Origin of the sequence: Lysinibacillus sp. FSL K6-4013 (assembly GCF_038630435.1) — a bacterium.
Taxonomy (GTDB): Bacteria; Bacillota; Bacilli; order Bacillales_A; family Planococcaceae; genus Lysinibacillus; species Lysinibacillus boronitolerans.
In genome coordinates this window covers 3,740,982-3,760,441 of record NZ_CP152031.1, presented here as the reverse complement: position 1 = coordinate 3,760,441, position 19,460 = coordinate 3,740,982, and the positions used below count along the sequence as shown (strand labels likewise).

The 19,460-nt window shown below is 33.9% G+C and carries 13 protein-coding genes and 1 other RNA gene; 8 read left to right on the top strand and 6 right to left on the bottom strand.

All coding sequences use genetic code 11. From position 1 onward, the window contains the following. Nucleotides 1-30 precede the first annotated feature (30 nt). From rnr to ssrA, 3 genes are all read left to right on the top strand, one after another. The gene (rnr, locus tag MHB39_RS18620) at nt 31-2,502 is read left to right on the top strand and encodes a ribonuclease R (RefSeq protein ID WP_054549540.1); all 2,472 of its coding nucleotides are present in this window, start codon (nt 31-33) and stop codon (nt 2,500-2,502) included. 71 nt (nt 2,503-2,573) lie between these two features. Next, complete coding sequence (smpB, locus tag MHB39_RS18615) at nt 2,574-3,041, top strand: SsrA-binding protein SmpB (protein ID WP_048390901.1); 468 nt, start codon at nt 2,574-2,576, stop codon at nt 3,039-3,041. Nucleotides 3,042-3,364: 323 nt separating this feature from the next. Next, nucleotides 3,365-3,720: a transfer-messenger RNA gene (ssrA, locus tag MHB39_RS18610) on the top strand. 146 nt (nt 3,721-3,866) lie between these two features. On the opposite strand, the gene MHB39_RS18605 is transcribed toward ssrA, so the two are convergent. The 4 genes from MHB39_RS18605 to MHB39_RS18590 form a co-directional block, all read right to left on the bottom strand. Beyond that, nucleotides 3,867-5,033: a site-specific integrase gene (locus MHB39_RS18605; RefSeq protein ID WP_342544896.1), complete on the bottom strand. Its 1,167-nt coding sequence runs from the start codon at nt 5,031-5,033 to the stop codon at nt 3,867-3,869. Nucleotides 5,034-5,227: 194 nt separating this feature from the next. Next, complete coding sequence (locus tag MHB39_RS18600; protein ID WP_342544895.1) at nt 5,228-6,406, bottom strand: site-specific integrase; 1,179 nt, start codon at nt 6,404-6,406, stop codon at nt 5,228-5,230. Nucleotides 6,407-6,430: 24 nt separating this feature from the next. Further along, nucleotides 6,431-6,643, bottom strand: a complete 213-nt coding sequence (locus tag MHB39_RS18595; RefSeq protein ID WP_342544894.1) for a DNA-binding protein — start codon at nt 6,641-6,643, stop codon at nt 6,431-6,433. A 755-nt stretch (nt 6,644-7,398) separates the two neighbouring features. Beyond that, entirely contained in the window at nt 7,399-7,641 is a 243-nt protein-coding gene (locus MHB39_RS18590; protein WP_342544893.1) for a hypothetical protein, read from the bottom strand. Nucleotides 7,642-8,070: 429 nt separating this feature from the next. On the opposite strand from MHB39_RS18590, the gene MHB39_RS18585 reads away from it, so the two are divergent. Continuing rightward, entirely contained in the window at nt 8,071-8,475 is a 405-nt protein-coding gene (locus tag MHB39_RS18585; RefSeq protein WP_342544892.1) for a hypothetical protein, read from the top strand. Between the two features lie 275 nt (nt 8,476-8,750). Here MHB39_RS18585 and MHB39_RS18580 read toward each other — a convergent pair whose 3' ends face one another. Together MHB39_RS18580 and MHB39_RS18575 are read right to left on the bottom strand one after the other, a co-directional pair. Beyond that, nucleotides 8,751-9,332 (bottom strand): hypothetical protein, encoded by a 582-nt coding sequence (locus tag MHB39_RS18580; protein WP_342544891.1) that lies wholly within the window; start codon nt 9,330-9,332, stop codon nt 8,751-8,753. 518 nt (nt 9,333-9,850) lie between these two features. Further along, nucleotides 9,851-10,987, bottom strand: coding sequence for a competence protein CoiA family protein (locus tag MHB39_RS18575; RefSeq protein ID WP_342544888.1), 1,137 nt, complete (start codon nt 10,985-10,987; stop codon nt 9,851-9,853). Nucleotides 10,988-11,158: 171 nt separating this feature from the next. Between MHB39_RS18575 and MHB39_RS18570 the strand changes: the two genes are divergently transcribed. From MHB39_RS18570 to pglX, 4 genes are read left to right on the top strand one after another with little or no spacing between them, the layout of a single operon-like run. Continuing rightward, on the top strand, nt 11,159-11,755 hold the full coding sequence (locus tag MHB39_RS18570; protein ID WP_342544887.1) for a BrxA family protein: 597 nt from the start codon (nt 11,159-11,161) through the stop codon (nt 11,753-11,755). Nucleotide 11,756: 1 nt separating this feature from the next. Continuing rightward, nucleotides 11,757-12,299, top strand: coding sequence for a BREX protein BrxB domain-containing protein (locus MHB39_RS18565; RefSeq protein ID WP_342544885.1), 543 nt, complete (start codon nt 11,757-11,759; stop codon nt 12,297-12,299). A gap of 12 nt (nt 12,300-12,311) precedes the next feature. Next, nucleotides 12,312-15,899, top strand: coding sequence for a BREX system P-loop protein BrxC (gene brxC, locus MHB39_RS18560; protein WP_342544883.1), 3,588 nt, complete (start codon nt 12,312-12,314; stop codon nt 15,897-15,899). Nucleotides 15,900-15,947: 48 nt separating this feature from the next. Continuing rightward, nucleotides 15,948-19,421 carry a BREX-1 system adenine-specific DNA-methyltransferase PglX gene (gene pglX / locus MHB39_RS18555; protein WP_342544882.1) on the top strand — a complete coding sequence of 1,158 codons (3,474 nt, stop codon included), beginning with the start codon at nt 15,948-15,950 and terminating at the stop codon, nt 19,419-19,421. The last annotated feature ends 39 nt before the right edge of the window (nt 19,422-19,460 follow it).

Sequence of the window (19,460 nt, the reverse complement as noted above, 5' to 3'; positions counted from 1 at the left end):
TAGGATTTTCTCATGAAGGAGGGAATATGTATGAAAGATCAAAAAGATACACTACAAAGTCGTTTACTCGATTTTTTCAGCAAAGATGATTATAAACCACTAACCGTCGGTGAAATCGAGGATGAATTCGGCTTTGAGGATGCGGAGGAGTTCAAGGAGCTTGTGAAAACTCTTGTCCGCATGGAGGGGCAAGGCTTAGTTGTACGCTCTCGCTCCAATCGCTATGGCCTACCAGAGCGTATGAATTTACTAAGAGGTAAATTTATCGGACATGCGAAGGGCTTTGGCTTCGTGACACCTGATGTCGAGGGCATGGATGATGTGTTCATTCCGCCGCATGAAATTAACGGTGCCATTAACGGAGACATCGTTCTGATTCGTGTTTTAAAGGAATCATTTGGTGATCGACGTGAGGGTACGGTAACAAAGGTTGTCGAGCGTGGTCAAACAAGCTTTGTCGGCACATTCCAAGCTAACCGTGGCTTCGGCTTTGTTGTTCTTGACGATAAAAAGCTACCAATGGATATCTTTATTGCCAAAGGAGATACATTAGGAGCTGTCGATGGACATAAAGTTGTTGTTGAGGTAGCAACATGGCCAGAGGATTTAAAATCTGCTACAGGCTATATTACAAAAATTTTAGGGCATAAAAATGATCCAGGTGTGGATATTTTATCCATTTTGTATAAGCATGACATTCCACCTGAATTCCCAGATGAAGTCATTGCTGCGGCACAGCGTGTGCCAGATGAAATTACCGAGGCCGATTTAGTAGGGCGTCGTGATTTACGTCATGAAACGATTGTGACAATTGATGGGGCAGATGCAAAGGATTTAGATGATGCCGTAACCGTAACGAAAAATGTAGATGGAACGTATAAACTTGGCGTACATATTGCAGATGTAAGTTATTATGTAACGCAAGGCTCGGTCATTGACATTGAAGCTTATGATCGTGCGACAAGTGTTTATTTAACAGACCGTGTCATTCCAATGATTCCACATCGTTTATCAAACGGCATTTGTTCATTAAATCCACAGGTTGACCGTTTAACACTCTCCTGTGAAATGATTATTGATGCGAATGGTAATGTGGTTGCACATGAAATTTTCCAAAGTGTCATTAAAACGACTGAACGTATGACATATAAGGACGTTTACAAGATTTTAGAGGAGCAGGATGAGGCATTAATTGAACGCTATGAGCCACTTGTTCCAATGTTTAAAAACATGGCTGAGCTATCTGGTATTTTACGCCGTAAACGCGAAATGCGAGGAGCTATTGACTTTGACTTCAAAGAATCTAAGGTGATCGTAAACGAAGAAGGATGGCCAGTGGATATTGAATTACGTGAACGAACAGTAGCGGAGAAATTAATTGAAGATTTCATGCTAGCTGCCAATGAAACAGTGGCAGAGCACTTCCACTGGATGAATGTACCGTTTCTATACCGTATTCACGAAGATCCAAAGCCTGAAAAGCTTCAACGCTTCTTTGAATTTGTCACGAACTTCGGTATTTTAATTAAAGGTACTGGTAATACCGTTCATCCTAAGGCATTACAGGATGTTTTGAAGGCTATTGAAGGGATGCCAGAGGAGCCTGTTATCTCTACGATGCTCCTACGTTCAATGCAGCAGGCGAAGTACTACCCTGAAAGTCTTGGACACTTTGGCTTATCAACGGATTTCTATACACACTTCACATCACCAATTCGTCGTTATCCTGACTTAGTTGTACACCGTTTAATTCGTACGTATTTAATTAACAAGGATACATCGAGAGAAACCATTGCACAGTGGAGTATGGCGATGGATGAAATTGCTGACCACACGTCTGAGCGTGAACGTCGTGCTGTTGATGCAGAACGTGATACAGACGCACTGAAAAAAGCACAATATATGTCCGACAAAATTGGTGAAGAATTCGAAGGGATTGTTTCATCCATTACAAACTTCGGTATTTTCGTGGAGCTACCAAACACCATCGAAGGACTTGTCCATATTAGCAATATGACTGATGATTACTACCGCTTCGATGATCGTCAAATGATTATGATCGGGGAACGAACGAATCGCCAATTCCGTATTGGGGATGAAGTGACAGTTCGTGTGGCAAATGTCATTATTGAGGAGTCATCCATTGACTTTGAAATCGTTGGAATGGTAACTTCATATGGACGAACACGCAAAGCAGCACCAACTGTTATTCATGCACGTAAAAATTACAGCGATAACAAAGGTGGACGCAGTCGCCGAAGCACACGCAATGATGAGGAAAAAGGCGGACGTGGTGGCAATCGTAGAGGCGGCCGTCAAGAGGATGATCGTGGAACTCGTAGCTCATCAAAGCAAGGTGAACGACGCGAAAGTGACCGTGATCCACGTGGACGCCGCAAAGATGACTCAAGCCCAGGTCCAAAAAAACGCGTGAAGCAAAAGCAAAAGTTCTATGAGGGCATTGCAAAAAAAGGCAAAAAGAAAAAAACAAAACGTAAATAAGCCTAAGCGAAAGTATCCATTGAAAGGGTGCTTTCGCTTAAGCTCAACCTTTTAAGTAGAGGGTGAAAGATATGGCAAAAGGTTCTGGTAAAGTATTAGCACAAAACAAAAAAGCAGGCCACGATTACTTCATCGAAGAAACAATCGAAGCAGGCATGGTCCTAACAGGTACAGAAATCAAATCCATCCGTGCAGGCAAAGTTCAACTGAAAGACTCCTTTGTCCGCGTCCGCAATGGCGAAGCATGGATCAACAATATGCACGTTAGCGCCTTTGAACAAGGCAACCGCTTCAATCACGATCCACTACGCACCCGCAAGCTGCTGCTCCACAAAAAGCAAATCGGCGAGCTAGTCGGTGCCGTAAAACGTGACGGCTACACAATCGTTCCACTGAAAATGTACATCAAGGATGGCTACGCCAAGCTCCTAATCGGCATCGGTAAAGGGAAAAAAGACTACGACAAGCGCAGCGACATGCGCAAAAAAGAAGCCAAACGCGAGATGGAACGTGCCTTCAAAGCAAAAAATCAATATTAATAGATTTAGAGAAAGCTCACTGCGGATAGCGGTGAGTTTTTTCGTTGTTGGGTGGGGCGAGCGAGTTTGGCGGATAGAATGGCGAAAGTGACGGATAGAGGTTGAAAAGTGGTGGATAGCAGACTTAATCTGGCGGATAGTATTTATAGCGAAGCCAATTTTTTCTATTAAAGCGGTACACTTGAACTCTCTCTCATTTTGTTTTATAATATGTATTACTGATTGCCAGATTTCATGGAAGCGTACTTTTAAGCTCCCACCGTACTAGAAGCAATTCTAGCTCTTTGTTTGAACGAGGCCAAGCCGCTTCGCTTCATATTCAAGGGGACGTTACGGATTCGACAGGGATGGTTCAAGCTTTGGTCGCGCGTCGGAGGGCTCGGCTCCGTCATCAACGACAGTTATATAATAACTGGCAAACAACAAAACTTAGCTTTCGCAGCGTAAGCTCGTAAGCGCTCTGCCTCTCTATCGCCCATGTAGAGAACGTGGGGCCCAACTTTAGTGGGATACGGTCGATGGTGCCACCTGAGTCATCGGCAAGAGATTTCCAGGTTAGCGTACAGGACGCCTGTTTGTCGGCATAATGTTACGTGAATCGTAAATAGGCAAACTACACGCGTAGAAGCTGAAGTATTGGAGTTTCTGGACGCGGGTTCGACTCCCGCCGTCTCCATACAGTGAAATTTACTGAATTTCATGGAGTGTCATAAATGTTGATATATCAACGTTTATGGCGCTTTTTTATTGCCTTTGAGTTGTACTGAATAGGATTGAATCCTTATTAAAAACCTTATTAACCTTTGTTAATCCTTTGTTAGAAAATTAATCATGATTGGGTTCATGAATAAAGTTAGTAAATTTATCGATTGTTTCTGCCTTTGCTTTTTTTGTAACGTGAGCATATACATCTAAGGTTGTTTTCACATCTTTATGTCCAAGTCTGAATTGCACTTCTTTAATTGTTGCACCAGCTTCAAATAGGAGAGAACAGTGAGTATGACGTAATCCATGAGCGGTAATATAATCAAGATCATACTTTTGAAGAAAAGATGAAAGCCATTGGACTGTTTTATTTGGATCTTGTATTACATTAAGTTCATTTGAAAATACTAGCTGTTTTTTATTGTTTGTATTGGATCCTTTAGCTTTATAAATTTTCGCTTGTTCAATCCTCCATAGTTTAAGAAGACTCACCGTTTTTTCATCAGCTTTGATTGTGCGAGACTCACCGTTTTTGGTAGGCCCCAAGTATAACCCTGATTCCCCTCGTTTTACAGCTTTAGTGATTCTGATTTCTTGCGACTCAAAATCAATGTCTTTCCATTGAAGTGCAAATGCCTCACTTTTACGCATTCCCGTAAATGCTAGAAGATGAAACAGAGTGGTTCTTTTTAAATTGCTATCTTTCTCTAGACAATGTAGGAATTGAATCAATTGTTCACGTGAATAGAAGTTTTCAAACTCTTCATCTTCATCCTCTAAACTGATTTTTGATTTGATAATGGGCATTTCTACAAGATCAAAGGGGTTTTTATCGATTAGACCATGTTTGATTGCGTATTTCATGACTAACGCAGCATAATTTTTAACCATACGAAAACGCTGGAGCTTCTTTGCCCACTGATTCACATGTTTTTGGCAAATTGCTGCATCAATTTTAGCAATCTTATAGTCACCAAACATCGATAAAATATGATTTTTAAAAATCCGCTTCGTTTTTAACAATGTACTGTCTTCAACTGTATTTTCATAATGTTCCATCCATAATTCATAAACGTCACGATATGTTTCTACTGCCTGTTTACGAAAACTACCATTACGAATTTCTTGTTGAATTTGAAGAAGAGCTTCTTTAGCTTCTTTTTTAGTTTTAAATCCACTTCGGGTAGTCGTTTGTTCTTTACCAGTTAACGGATCAACACCTACATATACGTGAAATTTGTATCTTGTTTCTTTGTTTTTTAGTTGGTAACTTTTAATATTGGTCATATATTCCTCCAGTCTATTGCTTACGGAGACGAAGAGGTATAGTAATATTTACTACAATTAAAGTGTATGTGATGAAATTAGCTTTGGCAAACAAAAGAGTAAGCAAAAAAATAACCGCTAGGGAGTAATTTTATACTCCGTAGCGGTTTAAATACTCGTCAAATCTAATAAAACTCACGATAGTACATCTTGAATTAGTTGATGCCATGCTCTTTATAATAGGCTAGTAAAGAGTTGAGAGTGTCCCATTTAATTTTATCTGTCACATGTAAGTAGTGTTCGGTTGTAGTGTTTTTGGTTAACAAATGTCCGAGACGGTTTTGAATTCCAACAAAATCTGCATGAGCTTCACCTAAATGTGTTGCATGTGTATGTCGTAAACCATGCACAGTAATAAACTTTAATTTCAGTACCTCGAGAACCTCTGTAAGTTGCTCGTTTGGATAATATGACTTTAAGTAGCTATTAACAGAGTTATTAAAAATTAATTGTTCAGTTGGCTTATTAATTCGAATTCCAAGCTGAGTTAATCGTAAATTTTGTTCTTGTTGCCACTGTTTTAGAATATCTAGAGTGATATCGTCAAGAAAAATGGTGCGGCTATGTTTTGATTTAGTAGGACCAACATTATTTCTATTATTATGCTTGGAATAAGAATAAGCCTCATAAATATTTAGTGTCTTCATTTTAAAATCAACATCTCCCCATTTTAATACTAATAGTTCGCCTTTACGGATTCCTGTAAAAATGAGTATGCGCAGTAAAGCATGTACTTTTAAATCTAATAATGGTAAATGGGTAGTTAATAGTTTTAAGTTTTCGATATTTAGGTAATTCTCATTAATTACATGTATTGTTTCTTTCGGAATTTTGATAATATTAAATGGGTTTGAGTTAATGTATTTCTTACGTATAGCTCTATCCAAAACATCAGATGCATAGCTAATGATATGATGAAAATACTTTAATTTACTTGAAAGTTTGGAAGCGAATTTCTCACAATGATCAGCAGTAATTTTAGAAACTTTCATATGGCCAAAAAATGGTAGGATATAATTGTTAAAATAACCTTCCGTTTTAGAATACGTACTCATCACAATTCCAGAATTTTTATAAAGAACATCCCACTCTTCATAAACCTCCGAAAATGTTTTACGCATGTTTTCTGGTTTTTTTCCGTTGTTAAATTCATACTTTAGTCTATCAATCGCTACCTGAGCTGCTTTTTGTGACGGAAATTTACTACGAGTCACAGTTGCATCTTTTCCGGTAAATGGATCAACGCCTAAGTAGACAGTAAAACGATAATATTTAGAGCCATTTTTTAATTTATATTCTTTAATTGCTGGATGATATTTTGATTTATTTGTCATACTTATTTACCTCCGATTTTTTTGTTAAATACTATGTTTATACATAAAGTTATCTAATGCAGTCTTAGAAACTCTACGAATTCGTCCGATTTCTACAATTTCTAAACCCATTATTTGAAAGGTTCTTAATGTTTTATATGAGACATTTAAATAGACTGCAGCTGTCTTTAAATCCATCCATTCACCTTTAAAATTGTTTGGTTCTACTTTTTCTTGTAGTGTGTTTTTAGTTAGCATAAATCTTGCTCCTTTCAGTTCGTGGAAATTTTTAGTGCTTGCAAGCTAGAGACATAATAGCGAGTGATTTCAAATATTCGAATAGGTATTTCAAAAAGTAATATATTTTGTGAATTAACCACTAGCTCAATCATGTGAAAATATAATAGCGAGTGATTTTAGATATTCGAATAGGTTTTTTAAAAAAAATATTTTTTTTTGTGAATTAATCACTAGCTCATTCAGGTGAAAATATAATAGCGGGTGTTACTGAATATTCGAATAGGCTTTTTAAAGATAATAAAAAAATATTGGAAAGAATTAAACTACGTTCATAACTAAGTGTGCGAGGATCTACAAAATAATTAAGTGGTTGATATTTTTAATTTTGATAAGTAAATGCATATAAAAAAGCAGAGGGAAAATTCCCACTGCTTTTAGGCTGTCATCTAATAGATTCCAATATTGAATATCTTAAAAAATCATAAAAACTATAATAATCTAATTCACGTATCTCAGTGACTATATAATAAAGTAAATGTTTATTATGGTTTTTATCTAGTTCTCGTCTAGATACAAGACATCTATTAATTCAAATGTTATTGGTTTCCAAACACAGCATAAGTATATCTAGAATCATAAGCCGAATACAATTCTTTTTTCCCTTTTTCAATTTCTCCCTCGTTTTCTAGAAAGATTATATGGCTAACATTAGTTTCTGCATCAAAAATTTCTGTTATATGTGCTAATGTACACTTACCCGTAAAGCCAAGCCCTCAGAATGAGTATAACCCTTCTTCTTTCCGTCGAATTTCCACTACAACAACTTCGGCATCTTCATAGTAGGACGCATCTTGTTCATAATAATTTTCATTTTTCCACTTATTAATTAAAAACTGCATTGCCAGTACTTTAAGTTCTTCTTCCTTAGATACAACAAACATCCCTTGAATATTTTCTTCATTCACTTCCAACATTTCTTCATATAGCGCTTTGTATTGTGCGATTGTTAAATTCATTTTCCTGAGTTCAATCCTTTCGAATTTTAAATATTATAATAGAAGGATTTTTTAATTCGAAGGGGAGAAGAGGAATAAATACTAATGATAATTCAGGATGTGTAGGAGGAAATGCGCTTAACATAAAGAAAAAACACAATTCTTGCTGCGGAGTCGTTCGCGATTGTAGATGTTTACTATTTTTATTAGTAAGATCATTTTCATAAATAGTTAGTAAATAGTTATCTTAATTCTGCTTCGCTAACTTTCTTATAAGATTTATGTGCGGGTATACATTAGGTAAAACAATAATTTCATCTAGTCATCTAGAAATCCAATTGAGCCAACTTTTCTTTGTTTCTATCGTACATTACTTCATTTAGCCTTAAAACAATTTTATTGTTATCAAGTCAATTAATTTCATATACATATATTAATAACTAGTTGGGAGTGATTAATATTAGTGAGATTGGTTGTTTAGTGTGTGGGGGAGTACATTTTCGTAAAGGATATTACGAAATAGATGTAAATATTGATATTTATCCAACCGCCTATAATGATGTTAAGGTTAGAACAAGAGGTTATGACGATGTACATATAGATGTTGACGTTGATGTAAATACCTCAATTGATAATGAAATAGTAGCAAAAGGGGATATTTCCTTTAGATTAATATCTGAAGAAAATAAAGAGTTTAGTCGTTATGATAAATCCGTTGATATCTATAAATATATTTGTGAAGATTGTGGATTCATCATGAGCTTTATTAAAGAAAAGAACGTAGAAAGTATATCGGAAGAAAAGAAACGTAAACAAAAAGAAAACACCTATGATTGGACGAATTTTGGAAAATAAGGAATAGCACATAATCCTAATAACAGTGTAAACGAACAAATTATTAGAGCGTGTTATTATCAATACACGCTCTAAATATATTTATAAATAATTCTTATATTAAATTTTTCTAATTTATGTTTTATTTCCTTCATTTTAGCGACGGATAGTTGAAGAACATCAATTTGATTGAACTTTTTTTCAATAAAACGATAAACTCAAATATCCCAATTCATTGAGTAAAGTAACTATAGTCACATTTGTTCCATAAGGAGCTTGCTCAATTTTGCTATAATCTAAGAAGCCAGTTCAAAAATGCGTTTTTGTGTTTCAAGACAACGCTGCAGATTTATAATTGGATTCACAGATTGCGAAGGTGTTTCTTTCTCTAAACTGGTTAGTTCAATCGCATTATCTGCTGCAAGTTTTTTTGTATAATCAAACATTCGATTTAAAAGCACATCCAAATCCTCCATAGAAAGTGCAATATTGATTTTTTCAAAATTAGGTTGCATTTTCAGTTCACCCAAATGTTCCATCACATCTGAAATTATCTCCATTGTAAGCGATCCATTGCGCACAGCATTTAGGTAAACCTGTAGAGCATCTCTAAATTTCACAACAACATCTGGTTCTTGTTTTTTCTTTGATTTATAACTTTTTACACCTGCCATACCTAACTTACCAACCTTAAAAAGTGTATCCCTATACTTCCAGCCATAATATAAAGTAGCCTCCAACTTGCTGACAGGTCTAAGAAGTTTTACAATTTGCCCTTTGTTATTACGAACCTCACCACCAAATATTTTATTTTCTCCCGTGGAAATCTTCGTCATATTTTCATCAGGTATGTAAAAGAATTCTTGGAAAATTGCCATTCTAACAACTCCTTTTATCTATCTCGCCAACACACCTTACTACCCCAAAATTCATATCCTTGTTTCTTGATTCTACATAGAACAATCTTATTCCTTTTACGGAATTAAACTGCCATGTTAGTTTAAGAACATTTCTTCATAATCTCACCTCAATGTTAACATAAATATCCAGATCTTTTAAAATTGTTGTTCAGTTATTTGGGCAGATTGTAGAAATTTAAACTAATAAAACCTACTCAAAAAATAAAATCTTTTACTTAATAGATTATATTATGAGTCCTAAAACCGAATTGAGAATGTCTAGGACATTTTGGGCTAGACTTAGGTAGAATCCTTATGGCTCTATGGAAAATGATTTCTTTTTCATCAGTAAATTAAAATATTAGTTTGTCTAAAAATTTCCTAAACAATAATAATTAATTACATAATATTTTATTAAAAAAACATTTAAATGTATTATACATAGATTGTCTATTAAATAATTAATAGAGTTAGTGTATGTTCGAGTTCAAATTCACCTAATTATTTGCGTTATAAGTTCGTTTTAACAATTCGAGCTTTGCTACTTTATCCGCTTTTTTATAAGAACTATTATTTAAGCTTTCTTGATAGTCCTTTCTTTTTTCTTCTGCTTGCTTTTGTCTTTCCTTCTCTTTGAGTTTTGCAAGTGTTTCTTGTTCCTCTCTTATTCGTTCTAATTCTTTTTGTTGTTCTATAAATGTGCTTTTTGCTTTTTTGAATTTCTCTGCGTATATTGATTGGTTCTCACTTTCAATTTGCATATCTGCCAATAACAGTGTGTCTTCTGCTAGTTTAAATGCTTTAGAAAATGTCATTTTATATGGTTTACTTAAAAAATAGGCTTTTACAGGTGTTGTAAATGGTTGCTCTAGTACATGGAATGCCTCGATTGCAATTTCTTCGCCCGCCGGTGTTATGTACATGATGCTTTTTACATTCAAATCTTTATTTGGGAGGTTTAGGATTTGATGGTATTCATTCATTGGAGCTAAATTAGTTAAAAATTGCTTCCAACTTATATCGGCTTTTTGGGTTGTTAACGCTTCATGTTCAGCTGCCCAAAGTACTAAAGATTGTCCGTCTATATCAACTCCTAAGTGACTACGTTCAATAAAGAATAAAGGTTCATACCCAAGTGATTCGTAATATTGTTTTTGTTTATTTATGTTTTTTGCTATTGTAGTATCAGTTGAACTGCTAATGTTCGTTATAATAGTAAAAGCATATTTTTTGTCGTTTATTTTTAATGAGATGTCAGGAATGTACATACTAAATTCAGTATCTAGATAACCGTAGGAACTAGTCAGATATGGATATACTCTAGATAATACTTCTAATTCATCATTCATTATTGATAAGATCTGTGGATGTCGTGGTGTATCATTTTTCTTTTGCTTCTCGTACTTTTTGTACCTTGCTTCACTTTGCTTTGAAATTTCACAACCTTCACCATGAAGGTGAGAAAAATAATTTCCAAGCACATCTCCGCTTTTTACAATTAACTTTGCTTCGCAATAGGGACAAGTAAATGTACCTTTCTTTGCTATTTGCTTATGATTTTCGACATCTCTTTCCGATAAATTTTGTGGAATCAAATAAATCTTTTCATCGTTCTTATGCCAAGCCTCTCTCATCAAATTTACCTCCTAAAAAATGGTGTTTGTAAAGTAATACGAGTAAATTAATAGAAAGTTTCATATTCATATACTAGATTCCTATTAGTAGTGATTTTTCTAGTTAACCGATTTCTCATTTACGTCATTTATAGATATAATCCAAATAAGAGGAAAAGTGAGGGGAATTCAATGGAATACTCAGCTAGTTTTGCAAGTGAAGGATGGTTCCAACAAGATATTGAATATGTCTTAAAATCACTTAATAAAGGATTAAGTAGAGACGAAATTCGACAAAATGTATTGAATGAAAATCCATTTTTACTTAGAAGTGAATTGACCATAGGTAAAAGATTTCAAATGGTTTATCGAAGAGCGATGACATTATATCCAATGTTAACCGACTATTATTTTCAAGGACATAATCATGACCAAAAGGCACTATTGTTATATAGTTTTTTGAAAAGTTATCGATATGCCTATGAAAATTTCTACGAGCTAATTATTTATCGGTATCAGTATAATCATGGGATTTTACACAGTTCGAATATGAACTTTTATATGGAAGAAAAGGAACAGCAATCAGAAAAAATTGCAAATTGGAATGTAACGACAAAAAGAAAAATTAACAATATTCTCCTATTGTTTTACAGAGAGAGTGGTATGATAGAATTGGTAGATGGTGAGTATAAAGTCTTTCCTTTACATGTTAGTCAGGCTCTAAAACAATTTGCAGAAGAACATGATCCATTGTTAAAAGCGATGATTACATTAGAGGTAGGTGTTTAGTATGACGATATATAAAAGATTAGAACAATTAGAAGAACGTATAAACGAGGAAGGATTTACAACACCCAAAGGAATTGGCAGTGAAATTCCGCATTTTGTTTTTGATTATCCAGCAGAAGACGAATTAACAGTACGTACATATGTTGAAGGATTATTAAAGCGAACAACATTAAATATAAAAGAAATCAATCTTTTTGAATTTCTAATTAGTTTATTCGAAGATGATCTAATAGAATTAATCACTATTGCTGAAGAAGAAGGCTATTTGGAACTTTCTCAAGCTATTCAAACTGTATTAGAAGATCAAGATTTATTGGTAAATGCATTTATTGAAAAAGCGGATAACGTGGAATTGATTTTTATAACAGGTGTAGGAACGGTACATCCATTTATTCGATCTAGTCATTTACTTAAAAAACTATCTAATCATGCATTTAGAACACCGCTTATATTATTTTATCCGGGTTATTTTTCAGGAGTAGATCTACGACTATTTAATAAATTCCGACATGAAGATGAATATCAAATTACAAGGATTTCATAAGGAGTGTGAATAATGATTATTCAAGAGATATTTGAGAAGAAAATTGACCGACCAATTAATGGTGTTGTACAAGCAGGTCAAATTGATGAAAAAACAATACAAACAGAATTAGAAGAATACGTTGTCACAGCAGAAATTTTAGATAGCTTAAAAGGGTTTTATAAAAATTATGAGAAAGCGTATTCAAATCCAACCAAAAATGTTGGTGTGTGGATTTCTGGTTTCTTCGGTTCCGGTAAATCACATTTCCTTAAAATTCTATCATATTTATTGGATGGTAAGAAAGTGGGAAATAAAACACCATATGAATACTTTAAAGATAAGATTTCTGATACTGTAATTTTAGATGCAATGTCTCGGATAGAATCAAAACCTTCAGATGCATTGTTATTTAATGTAGGTTCTGAAGCTGGAGCTAGTGCAGCACGTGGAACGAAAGAAAGTATTATCGAAATTATCTTACGTATTTTTAATGAACATCTAGGTTATTCAAATACTCTTTGGGTAGCAGATTTTGAAAGACAGTTAGCAAGTGACCAAAAATATGATGCTTTCTGTTCTAAAATTGAAGAATTGTATAACGAAAACTGGCAAGATTTCCGTACTAAATTCCGCTTGAGATATGCAAAAATTATTGCTGCACTTTGTGAAATTGGCTATGAACAAGAGACAGCGGATTTCCTAGTAAAATCAGCACAAAAGGAATTTTCGATTTCAGCGGTTCAGTTAGGGGAGCTTGTTGCACAATATTGTAAATCTAAAGGCCCTGATTATCGCTTAATCTTTTTAATTGATGAAGTTGGTCAATATATTGGTACAGATAATAACCTTATGCTTGACTTACAAAACGCAGTAGAAGAAATTGGTGCAGCTGCAATGGGACAAGCGTGGATTGCTGTTACTTCTCAGGAAAAAATTAAAGACGTTTCTAATATGAATGCAGCCAATACAAAAGACTTCTCAAAAATTCAAGGAAGATTTGAAACACGGATTAATCTATCGAGTTCAGATACAGACGAAGTTTTAAAACGCCGATTATTAGAAAAGACAGAAACGGCATCGAAAACATTAGAGTCCATCTTTGAACCAAATGAACAATTAATTCGAAATCGACTTTCTTTTGATAAAGACCGAACACAATATCGCTCTGGTTATCGCTCTACTAATGAGTTTGTGGAAACATATCCATTTGTACCTTATCAAGTAGATTTATTGCAAGCTGTTTTAGAGAAAATTGGTATACATGGTGAAGGAAGTTCTTACGCTTCAAGAGGGGAACGTTCATTATTAAAAGCTTTCCAAGAAGCAGCGATTTATAATGGCCAAGAAGAGTTAGGCAATTTAGTAACGATGGCGGAGTTTTATCCAACTATTCGTCAACATTTAGAATCAGCAATCGTACAGACGATTTCGAGAGCTGAAAGCCGCGCAAAAAATTCGGAAGGTCTAGTTAAATATGATGTTGATGTATTAAAAGTATTGTATTTGATTAAAGGAATAGACCACATTAAAGCAACACCAAATAATATTTCAACTCTTTTATTAGAAAGTATTCAGTCAGAAAAAAATGAACTTGTGATTAAAGAATCGTTAAACCGTCTGGAGCAAACGATGTTTATTGAAAAGCACGCAGACGGTACTTATTCATTCTTATCGGATGAAGAGCAAGAAATAAACAAAGAAATTCGTAACCTTGATGTTAATGCTATTAAAATCAAAGAAAGATTAGGAGATACATTTTTTGAAAAAATGTATCCAAACACTAAATATAACTATCAAAAAGGAATGCTATTTGATTACAATAAACGTTTTGATAATTATGCAAAAACAAATATGAAATATCCGTTAACAATGCAAGTTATTACAGGAGGGTTAACACATACAGAAGCGGCTTTACAGGCAATAGAAGGGCAAATGGTTATTTATTTAAATGAGGAATTAATTGCCGAGGCAGAAGAAGCAATTCGTATTTCTGAACAGATTCGTCGTTATGTGAATTTAAAACGTAATCCAAGTACAACACAATCCCAACATCGTATTTATGACGCGAAAATGGACAGTATTGGTGACTACGAGGTAAAGGCAGAAGAATTATTACGAAAAGCTTGTGAAGAAGCAACAATCTTCATTCAAATGCAAGAGCGTACATTCCGAGGAAATTTTGAAAAGCAAGTATCAGATGCTTTTGATATGTTAATTCAAAACACATACAAGTATTTAGAATACATTGATGAACCAATACAAATGAAAACATTCAAAGAACAATGGAGAAACCTAGCTGAGAAAGGTATTTCAAATGATTTATTAGGTGAAACAGGTAATATAAAAGCTTATAACGAAATATTACGCTATTTAGATGAACTCATTCGTATGCATCAGAAACCGTCGTTAAAGGACTTTATTGATAAATATAATCAGGTCCCTTATGGCTGGAGTGACTACGATACAATTGGCATTGTCCTAGCTTTAATGCACTCTGGTAAAGTAAAGTTAATGATTGCAGATGAACACTTTACGCCAACAAGTTCACCTCAATTTTATGATAAACTTGCTCGAACAACAGAGCGAGATAAAATACGTGTGATTCCCGAAATTGAAGTGGATCCAAAAGTACGTCGAGATTTCATTGGATTATATAAAGATTTGTTTGGACGAATGGATATTGGGGATTCTTATCAAGAGTTCGCGAATGCGATAAGTTCAGCATTACAAAAATATTTTATCGAACCATTAGATGAGATGGATGAACGTCGAAAGAAAACAATATCTCCTGAGTTTACTTATCCTGAAGGAACAAAGATTAGTTCTTTAAAAATTGATATTCTTCAATTAACACAAATTCGAGAACCGGAACAGCTTGTTAAGGCATTTATTGATGCCGAAGATGATTTATACATTTGGGAAAAAGCTATCGAACAGTTATCTGGTTTCTATCTAAAATCACCAATTGAACGATTTGATGAGGCCGTAGCTTTTTTAAATCAAGTTCAAAATGATTTACGTTATACTCAATCAGAGAAAGTAAAGGTGCTAAAAAAGCAGATAACAGATATCTTAACAAAATCATTGCCTTATCTTGAAATTCCACAATTACCACGTTTAATTGAAAAACTAGAACAAGCAATTCAAGAAGAAGTAACAGAACAAAAACAAGGTCTTGTAAGTCAAATTAATCATTTAGAGAAAAAACTAGATGATTTGAAAGATTATTATTCAAATAATGATATTGTTTTAGCTTTAATTAATGATAAGATGCAACAATTCAAGGCGTTACAGCAAGAAATTCTAGGCAGCAATAGTTTGATTACCATTCAGATGAATTTATCAAAACTACGTTCGGTTACCGAATCAATTCAAATAGAGGCGAAACAGAAAGAGGAAGAGTTAAATCGACAAGCTAAAGTAACTCCACCCACTCCGGATGCACCTCCTATTGTTGTACGTGAAAAAGGAACAAAAATTATTTCTTCAAGCGAATTAAAAAATATGATTTCACACACTAGCATCGAAACACAGTCCGACTTAGATGCTGTACTAGCCGAGTTACGAACACAGTTATTAAAAGAACTAAAAGAAAATACATTAAAAATTGAATTATAGGCATTGGAAGGGACTTTCCCTTTCCATTGTTGTAATGAGGTGGAAAAAGTGAACAAAACGGAATTGAAAAACTTTGCCATTCAATCACGACGTCAATTAATTAATCAAGTAAAAATAAAGGCATTAATGTACGGTATTGATGATAAGAATGATTTAGAAATTCAAGAACAATTTGGGCAATTAATGATTAATGATAAGCCATATCCCCTTTATATGAAACAAGCATTCAACTCATTAAAAAATCAGCTTAGACAAAAAGGTTATAAGCAGTTAGTTGAAGAAGTTGCCTATACATGGTTTAACCGTATTATTGCCATTCGTTATATGGAAGTACATGATTACTTACCTGAAAAAGTAAATGTGTTGTCAAGTAGTGTAGGACGAGTAGACCCTGATATTTTATTTGAATATGAAACAATGGATTTACCAATAAAACAAGAAGAAATTCGTGAATTATTAGATGCAGGGGATACAGAAGGTGCATATCGCAAGTTATTTATTGCACAATGTAATAAATTAAACAGTATTTTGCCATTCCTATTTGAACAAATTCAAGATTATACGGAACTTCTACTGCCAGACTTTTTACTTGATGCAGAATCAGTTATTAAGGTACTTGTTCAAAATGATGAATTAACGAATAGTTTCGATGAAATTGAAGTGATTGGTTGGTTGTATCAATATTACATCGCGGAAGAAAAGGACCGAGTTTTTGCGCAAAAAAGCAAATATAAAAAAGAAGAAATTCCTTTTGCAACACAACTCTTTACACCAAAGTGGATAGTGCAGTATATGGTACAAAACTCACTTGGACGCTACTGGACTGAGGCACATCGAGAAGATGAAGATTTAATCAGTAATTGGGAATACTTCATTAAGCATCAAGAAGAGGATTTCCACGAGAAAATTGCTCCATATGTGAATAAAGAATTAAGAGTAGAGGATATTAAGCTACTTGATCCTGCAATGGGAAGTGGACATATTTTAGTTTATGCCTTTGAAGTATTCCATCAGATTTATGAAAAGTGCGCATATCCAGAACGTGATATTCCACGATTGATCATAGAAAACAATTTATATGGATTAGATATTGATGACCGCGCATATCAATTAGCAGCATTCGCGGTAGTCATGAAGGCCGCTTCTTATTCTCGCCGTTTCTTGCGAAGTATTGAAAGAGAGGGTATACGGTTAAATTTAGCATCGATTCAAGAAACGAATCATGTTTCAGATGATGTGATTGCATATATTGCTCAGGAAGAAAAGGGGGAGCGATATAAGCAAGTAAAAGCTTTTTTTGACCAATATGAAAATGCAAAAACGTATGGTTCCTTAATTAATATTACAGAACGAAACCTTAAATTTGTTGAGGAACGGTTAGAGCATATCCAAAATCACCCTGTAGAAGATTTGTTTTTTGCAGAACAACATGACACGGCCAAAGAAACACTACCATCTTTAATTCAGCAAACGAAGATTATGCGTAATAAATATGACGTAGTTGTAACAAATCCGCCCTATATGGGTAACAGAAACATGAATACTATTTTGATTACTTTTATCAATAATAACTATCCTGATTCAAAAGGAGATTTATTTTCAGCATTTATGGAAGTTGAACATTTTATGCATCAAAGTTCCATATACGCATGTATAAATCAAAATTCATGGATGTTTTTAAGTAGCTATGAAAAATTAAGAAAGAAAATCATTGATTCAAAGTTAATCGATAATATGATTCACTTAGGGCCTAGAGCATTTGAAGAAATAAGTGGGGAAGTAGTACAATCAACCACATTTATTTTAAGAAACTATACTTTAAAAGCTATTAACGGCCGTTATTTACGATTAGTTGAAGAGAAGAATCCAATATTAAAGCAACAGAAGGCTATAGATTACATTCAAAGTAATCGTGAAATTTATTCTATAAATCAAACTAAGTTTAATAGTATCCCAAGTTATATTATTGGTTATTGGGTTACTGAAAACATTGAAAAAGTATTCTCTAAAGGAAATAAATTAGGTGATATTGCTGCTCCAAGACAAGGTGTTAAAACTTTAGATAATGACCGTTTTTTAAAGTTTTGGTTTGAAGTACCATATCACAAGATTGGTTTTAATATAACATCTCTAAATGAGGCATTAGATAAAAAATACAAATGGTTCCCTTATAATAAAGGTGGAACATATATGAAATGGTATGGTAACAATGAATATGTTGTAAATTGGGAAAATGACGGTCAAGAGATGAAAGAATTTGCAATAAAAAAATATAATTCAATTACACGAACAATAACTAACATTAGTTACTTCTTCAAAAAAGGCATTACTTGGTCAGCATTAACTTCTGGAGGCATTTCTTTAAGATTATTTGATGAAGGATTTATTTTTGATTCTAAGGGATCTTCTATGTTTTTCGAGGATGATAACACTCGACTATACGTACTAGCATTTTTAAATTCTAATGTAGCTAAAAGACTATTAGAAATATTATCACCAACATTAGACTTCAACGTAGGGCCAATTTCAAATTTACCTATAATTCCGCTAGATAATCCTGATTTACTTTCTTTAACACAACAAAACGTTAAAATTGCAGAAGAGAATTGGAATGATTCCGAAGTTTCTTGGGATTTTACTAATCATCCATTATTGAAGTATAAAGAAAATGCTACAAAATTAAATGAAGCGTATATCAATTGGTCACTTCATGCTGAAAATAGATTTAACCAACAACTTTCAAATGAAGAACAGATTAATAAAATTCTTATATCATGCTATCAATTAGAGAAAGAGGTTAATTACAAGGTTGATACTACTGAAATCGCTTTAAAAACAGCTAATAAAGAAAACGATGCTAAGTCTTTTCTATCATATTTTATAGGAGTAATTACGGGAAGATATACTATTAACAATATTAGCGTTAAACCCTATATACAGATTACCGAAACGAAATATTTTGAAAATGACATTATCACTCGACTTCGTGAATTTTTATCTATTGCTTTTTCTCCTATTACTGTAGATGAAAATATGCAATGGCTAGCCGAAGCACTGGAAATGAAGAACAGTGAAGATACAGAAACACGATTGCGTCGTTACTTCTTAGATGAGTTTTTTGCAGATCATTGTAGGATGTATCAAAAACGTCCGATATATTGGTTAGTGGATTCTGGAAAACAAAAAGGATTACGGACACTTATTTATATGCATCATTATCAACCAGATACAATGGCAACAATTCGTTTCCAGCATCTGCAAGAAATTCAAGCTAAGTATCAAAATGAAATTATAGATTTAGAGAACCGATTAGTTAATCCAAACTTATCAGCAAGTGAGAAGAAAAAGCTAACAGCAGAAAAAACATCTTTTGAAAAGAAAATAGATGAACTACGAGAATTTGATAAACGTCTAGCTGAAATAGCTAACGAAGAGCTTGAAATTGATTTAGACGATGGTGTGAAAGTGAACTATGAAAAGTTTTATCGTGGCGGTAAAGGTGTATTAGCGAAGATTAAATAAATAATTCATAGCCTTCTTACTTTGGTAAGGAGGCTTGTT

Coding starts and splice junctions, on each gene's coding strand:
- rnr (WP_054549540.1), top strand. CDS start 31: ATGAAAGATCAAAAAGATACACTACAAAGTCGTTTACTCGATTTTTTC.
- smpB (WP_048390901.1), top strand. CDS start 2,574: ATGGCAAAAGGTTCTGGTAAAGTATTAGCACAAAACAAAAAAGCAGGC.
- MHB39_RS18605 (WP_342544896.1), bottom strand. CDS start 5,033: ATGACCAATATTAAAAGTTACCAACTAAAAAACAAAGAAACAAGATAC.
- MHB39_RS18600 (WP_342544895.1), bottom strand. CDS start 6,406: ATGACAAATAAATCAAAATATCATCCAGCAATTAAAGAATATAAATTA.
- MHB39_RS18595 (WP_342544894.1), bottom strand. CDS start 6,643: ATGCTAACTAAAAACACACTACAAGAAAAAGTAGAACCAAACAATTTT.
- MHB39_RS18590 (WP_342544893.1), bottom strand. CDS start 7,641: ATGAATTTAACAATCGCACAATACAAAGCGCTATATGAAGAAATGTTG.
- MHB39_RS18580 (WP_342544891.1), bottom strand. CDS start 9,332: ATGGCAATTTTCCAAGAATTCTTTTACATACCTGATGAAAATATGACG.
- MHB39_RS18575 (WP_342544888.1), bottom strand. CDS start 10,987: ATGAGAGAGGCTTGGCATAAGAACGATGAAAAGATTTATTTGATTCCA.
- MHB39_RS18570 (WP_342544887.1), top strand. CDS start 11,159: ATGGAATACTCAGCTAGTTTTGCAAGTGAAGGATGGTTCCAACAAGAT.
- MHB39_RS18565 (WP_342544885.1), top strand. CDS start 11,757: ATGACGATATATAAAAGATTAGAACAATTAGAAGAACGTATAAACGAG.
- brxC (WP_342544883.1), top strand. CDS start 12,312: ATGATTATTCAAGAGATATTTGAGAAGAAAATTGACCGACCAATTAAT.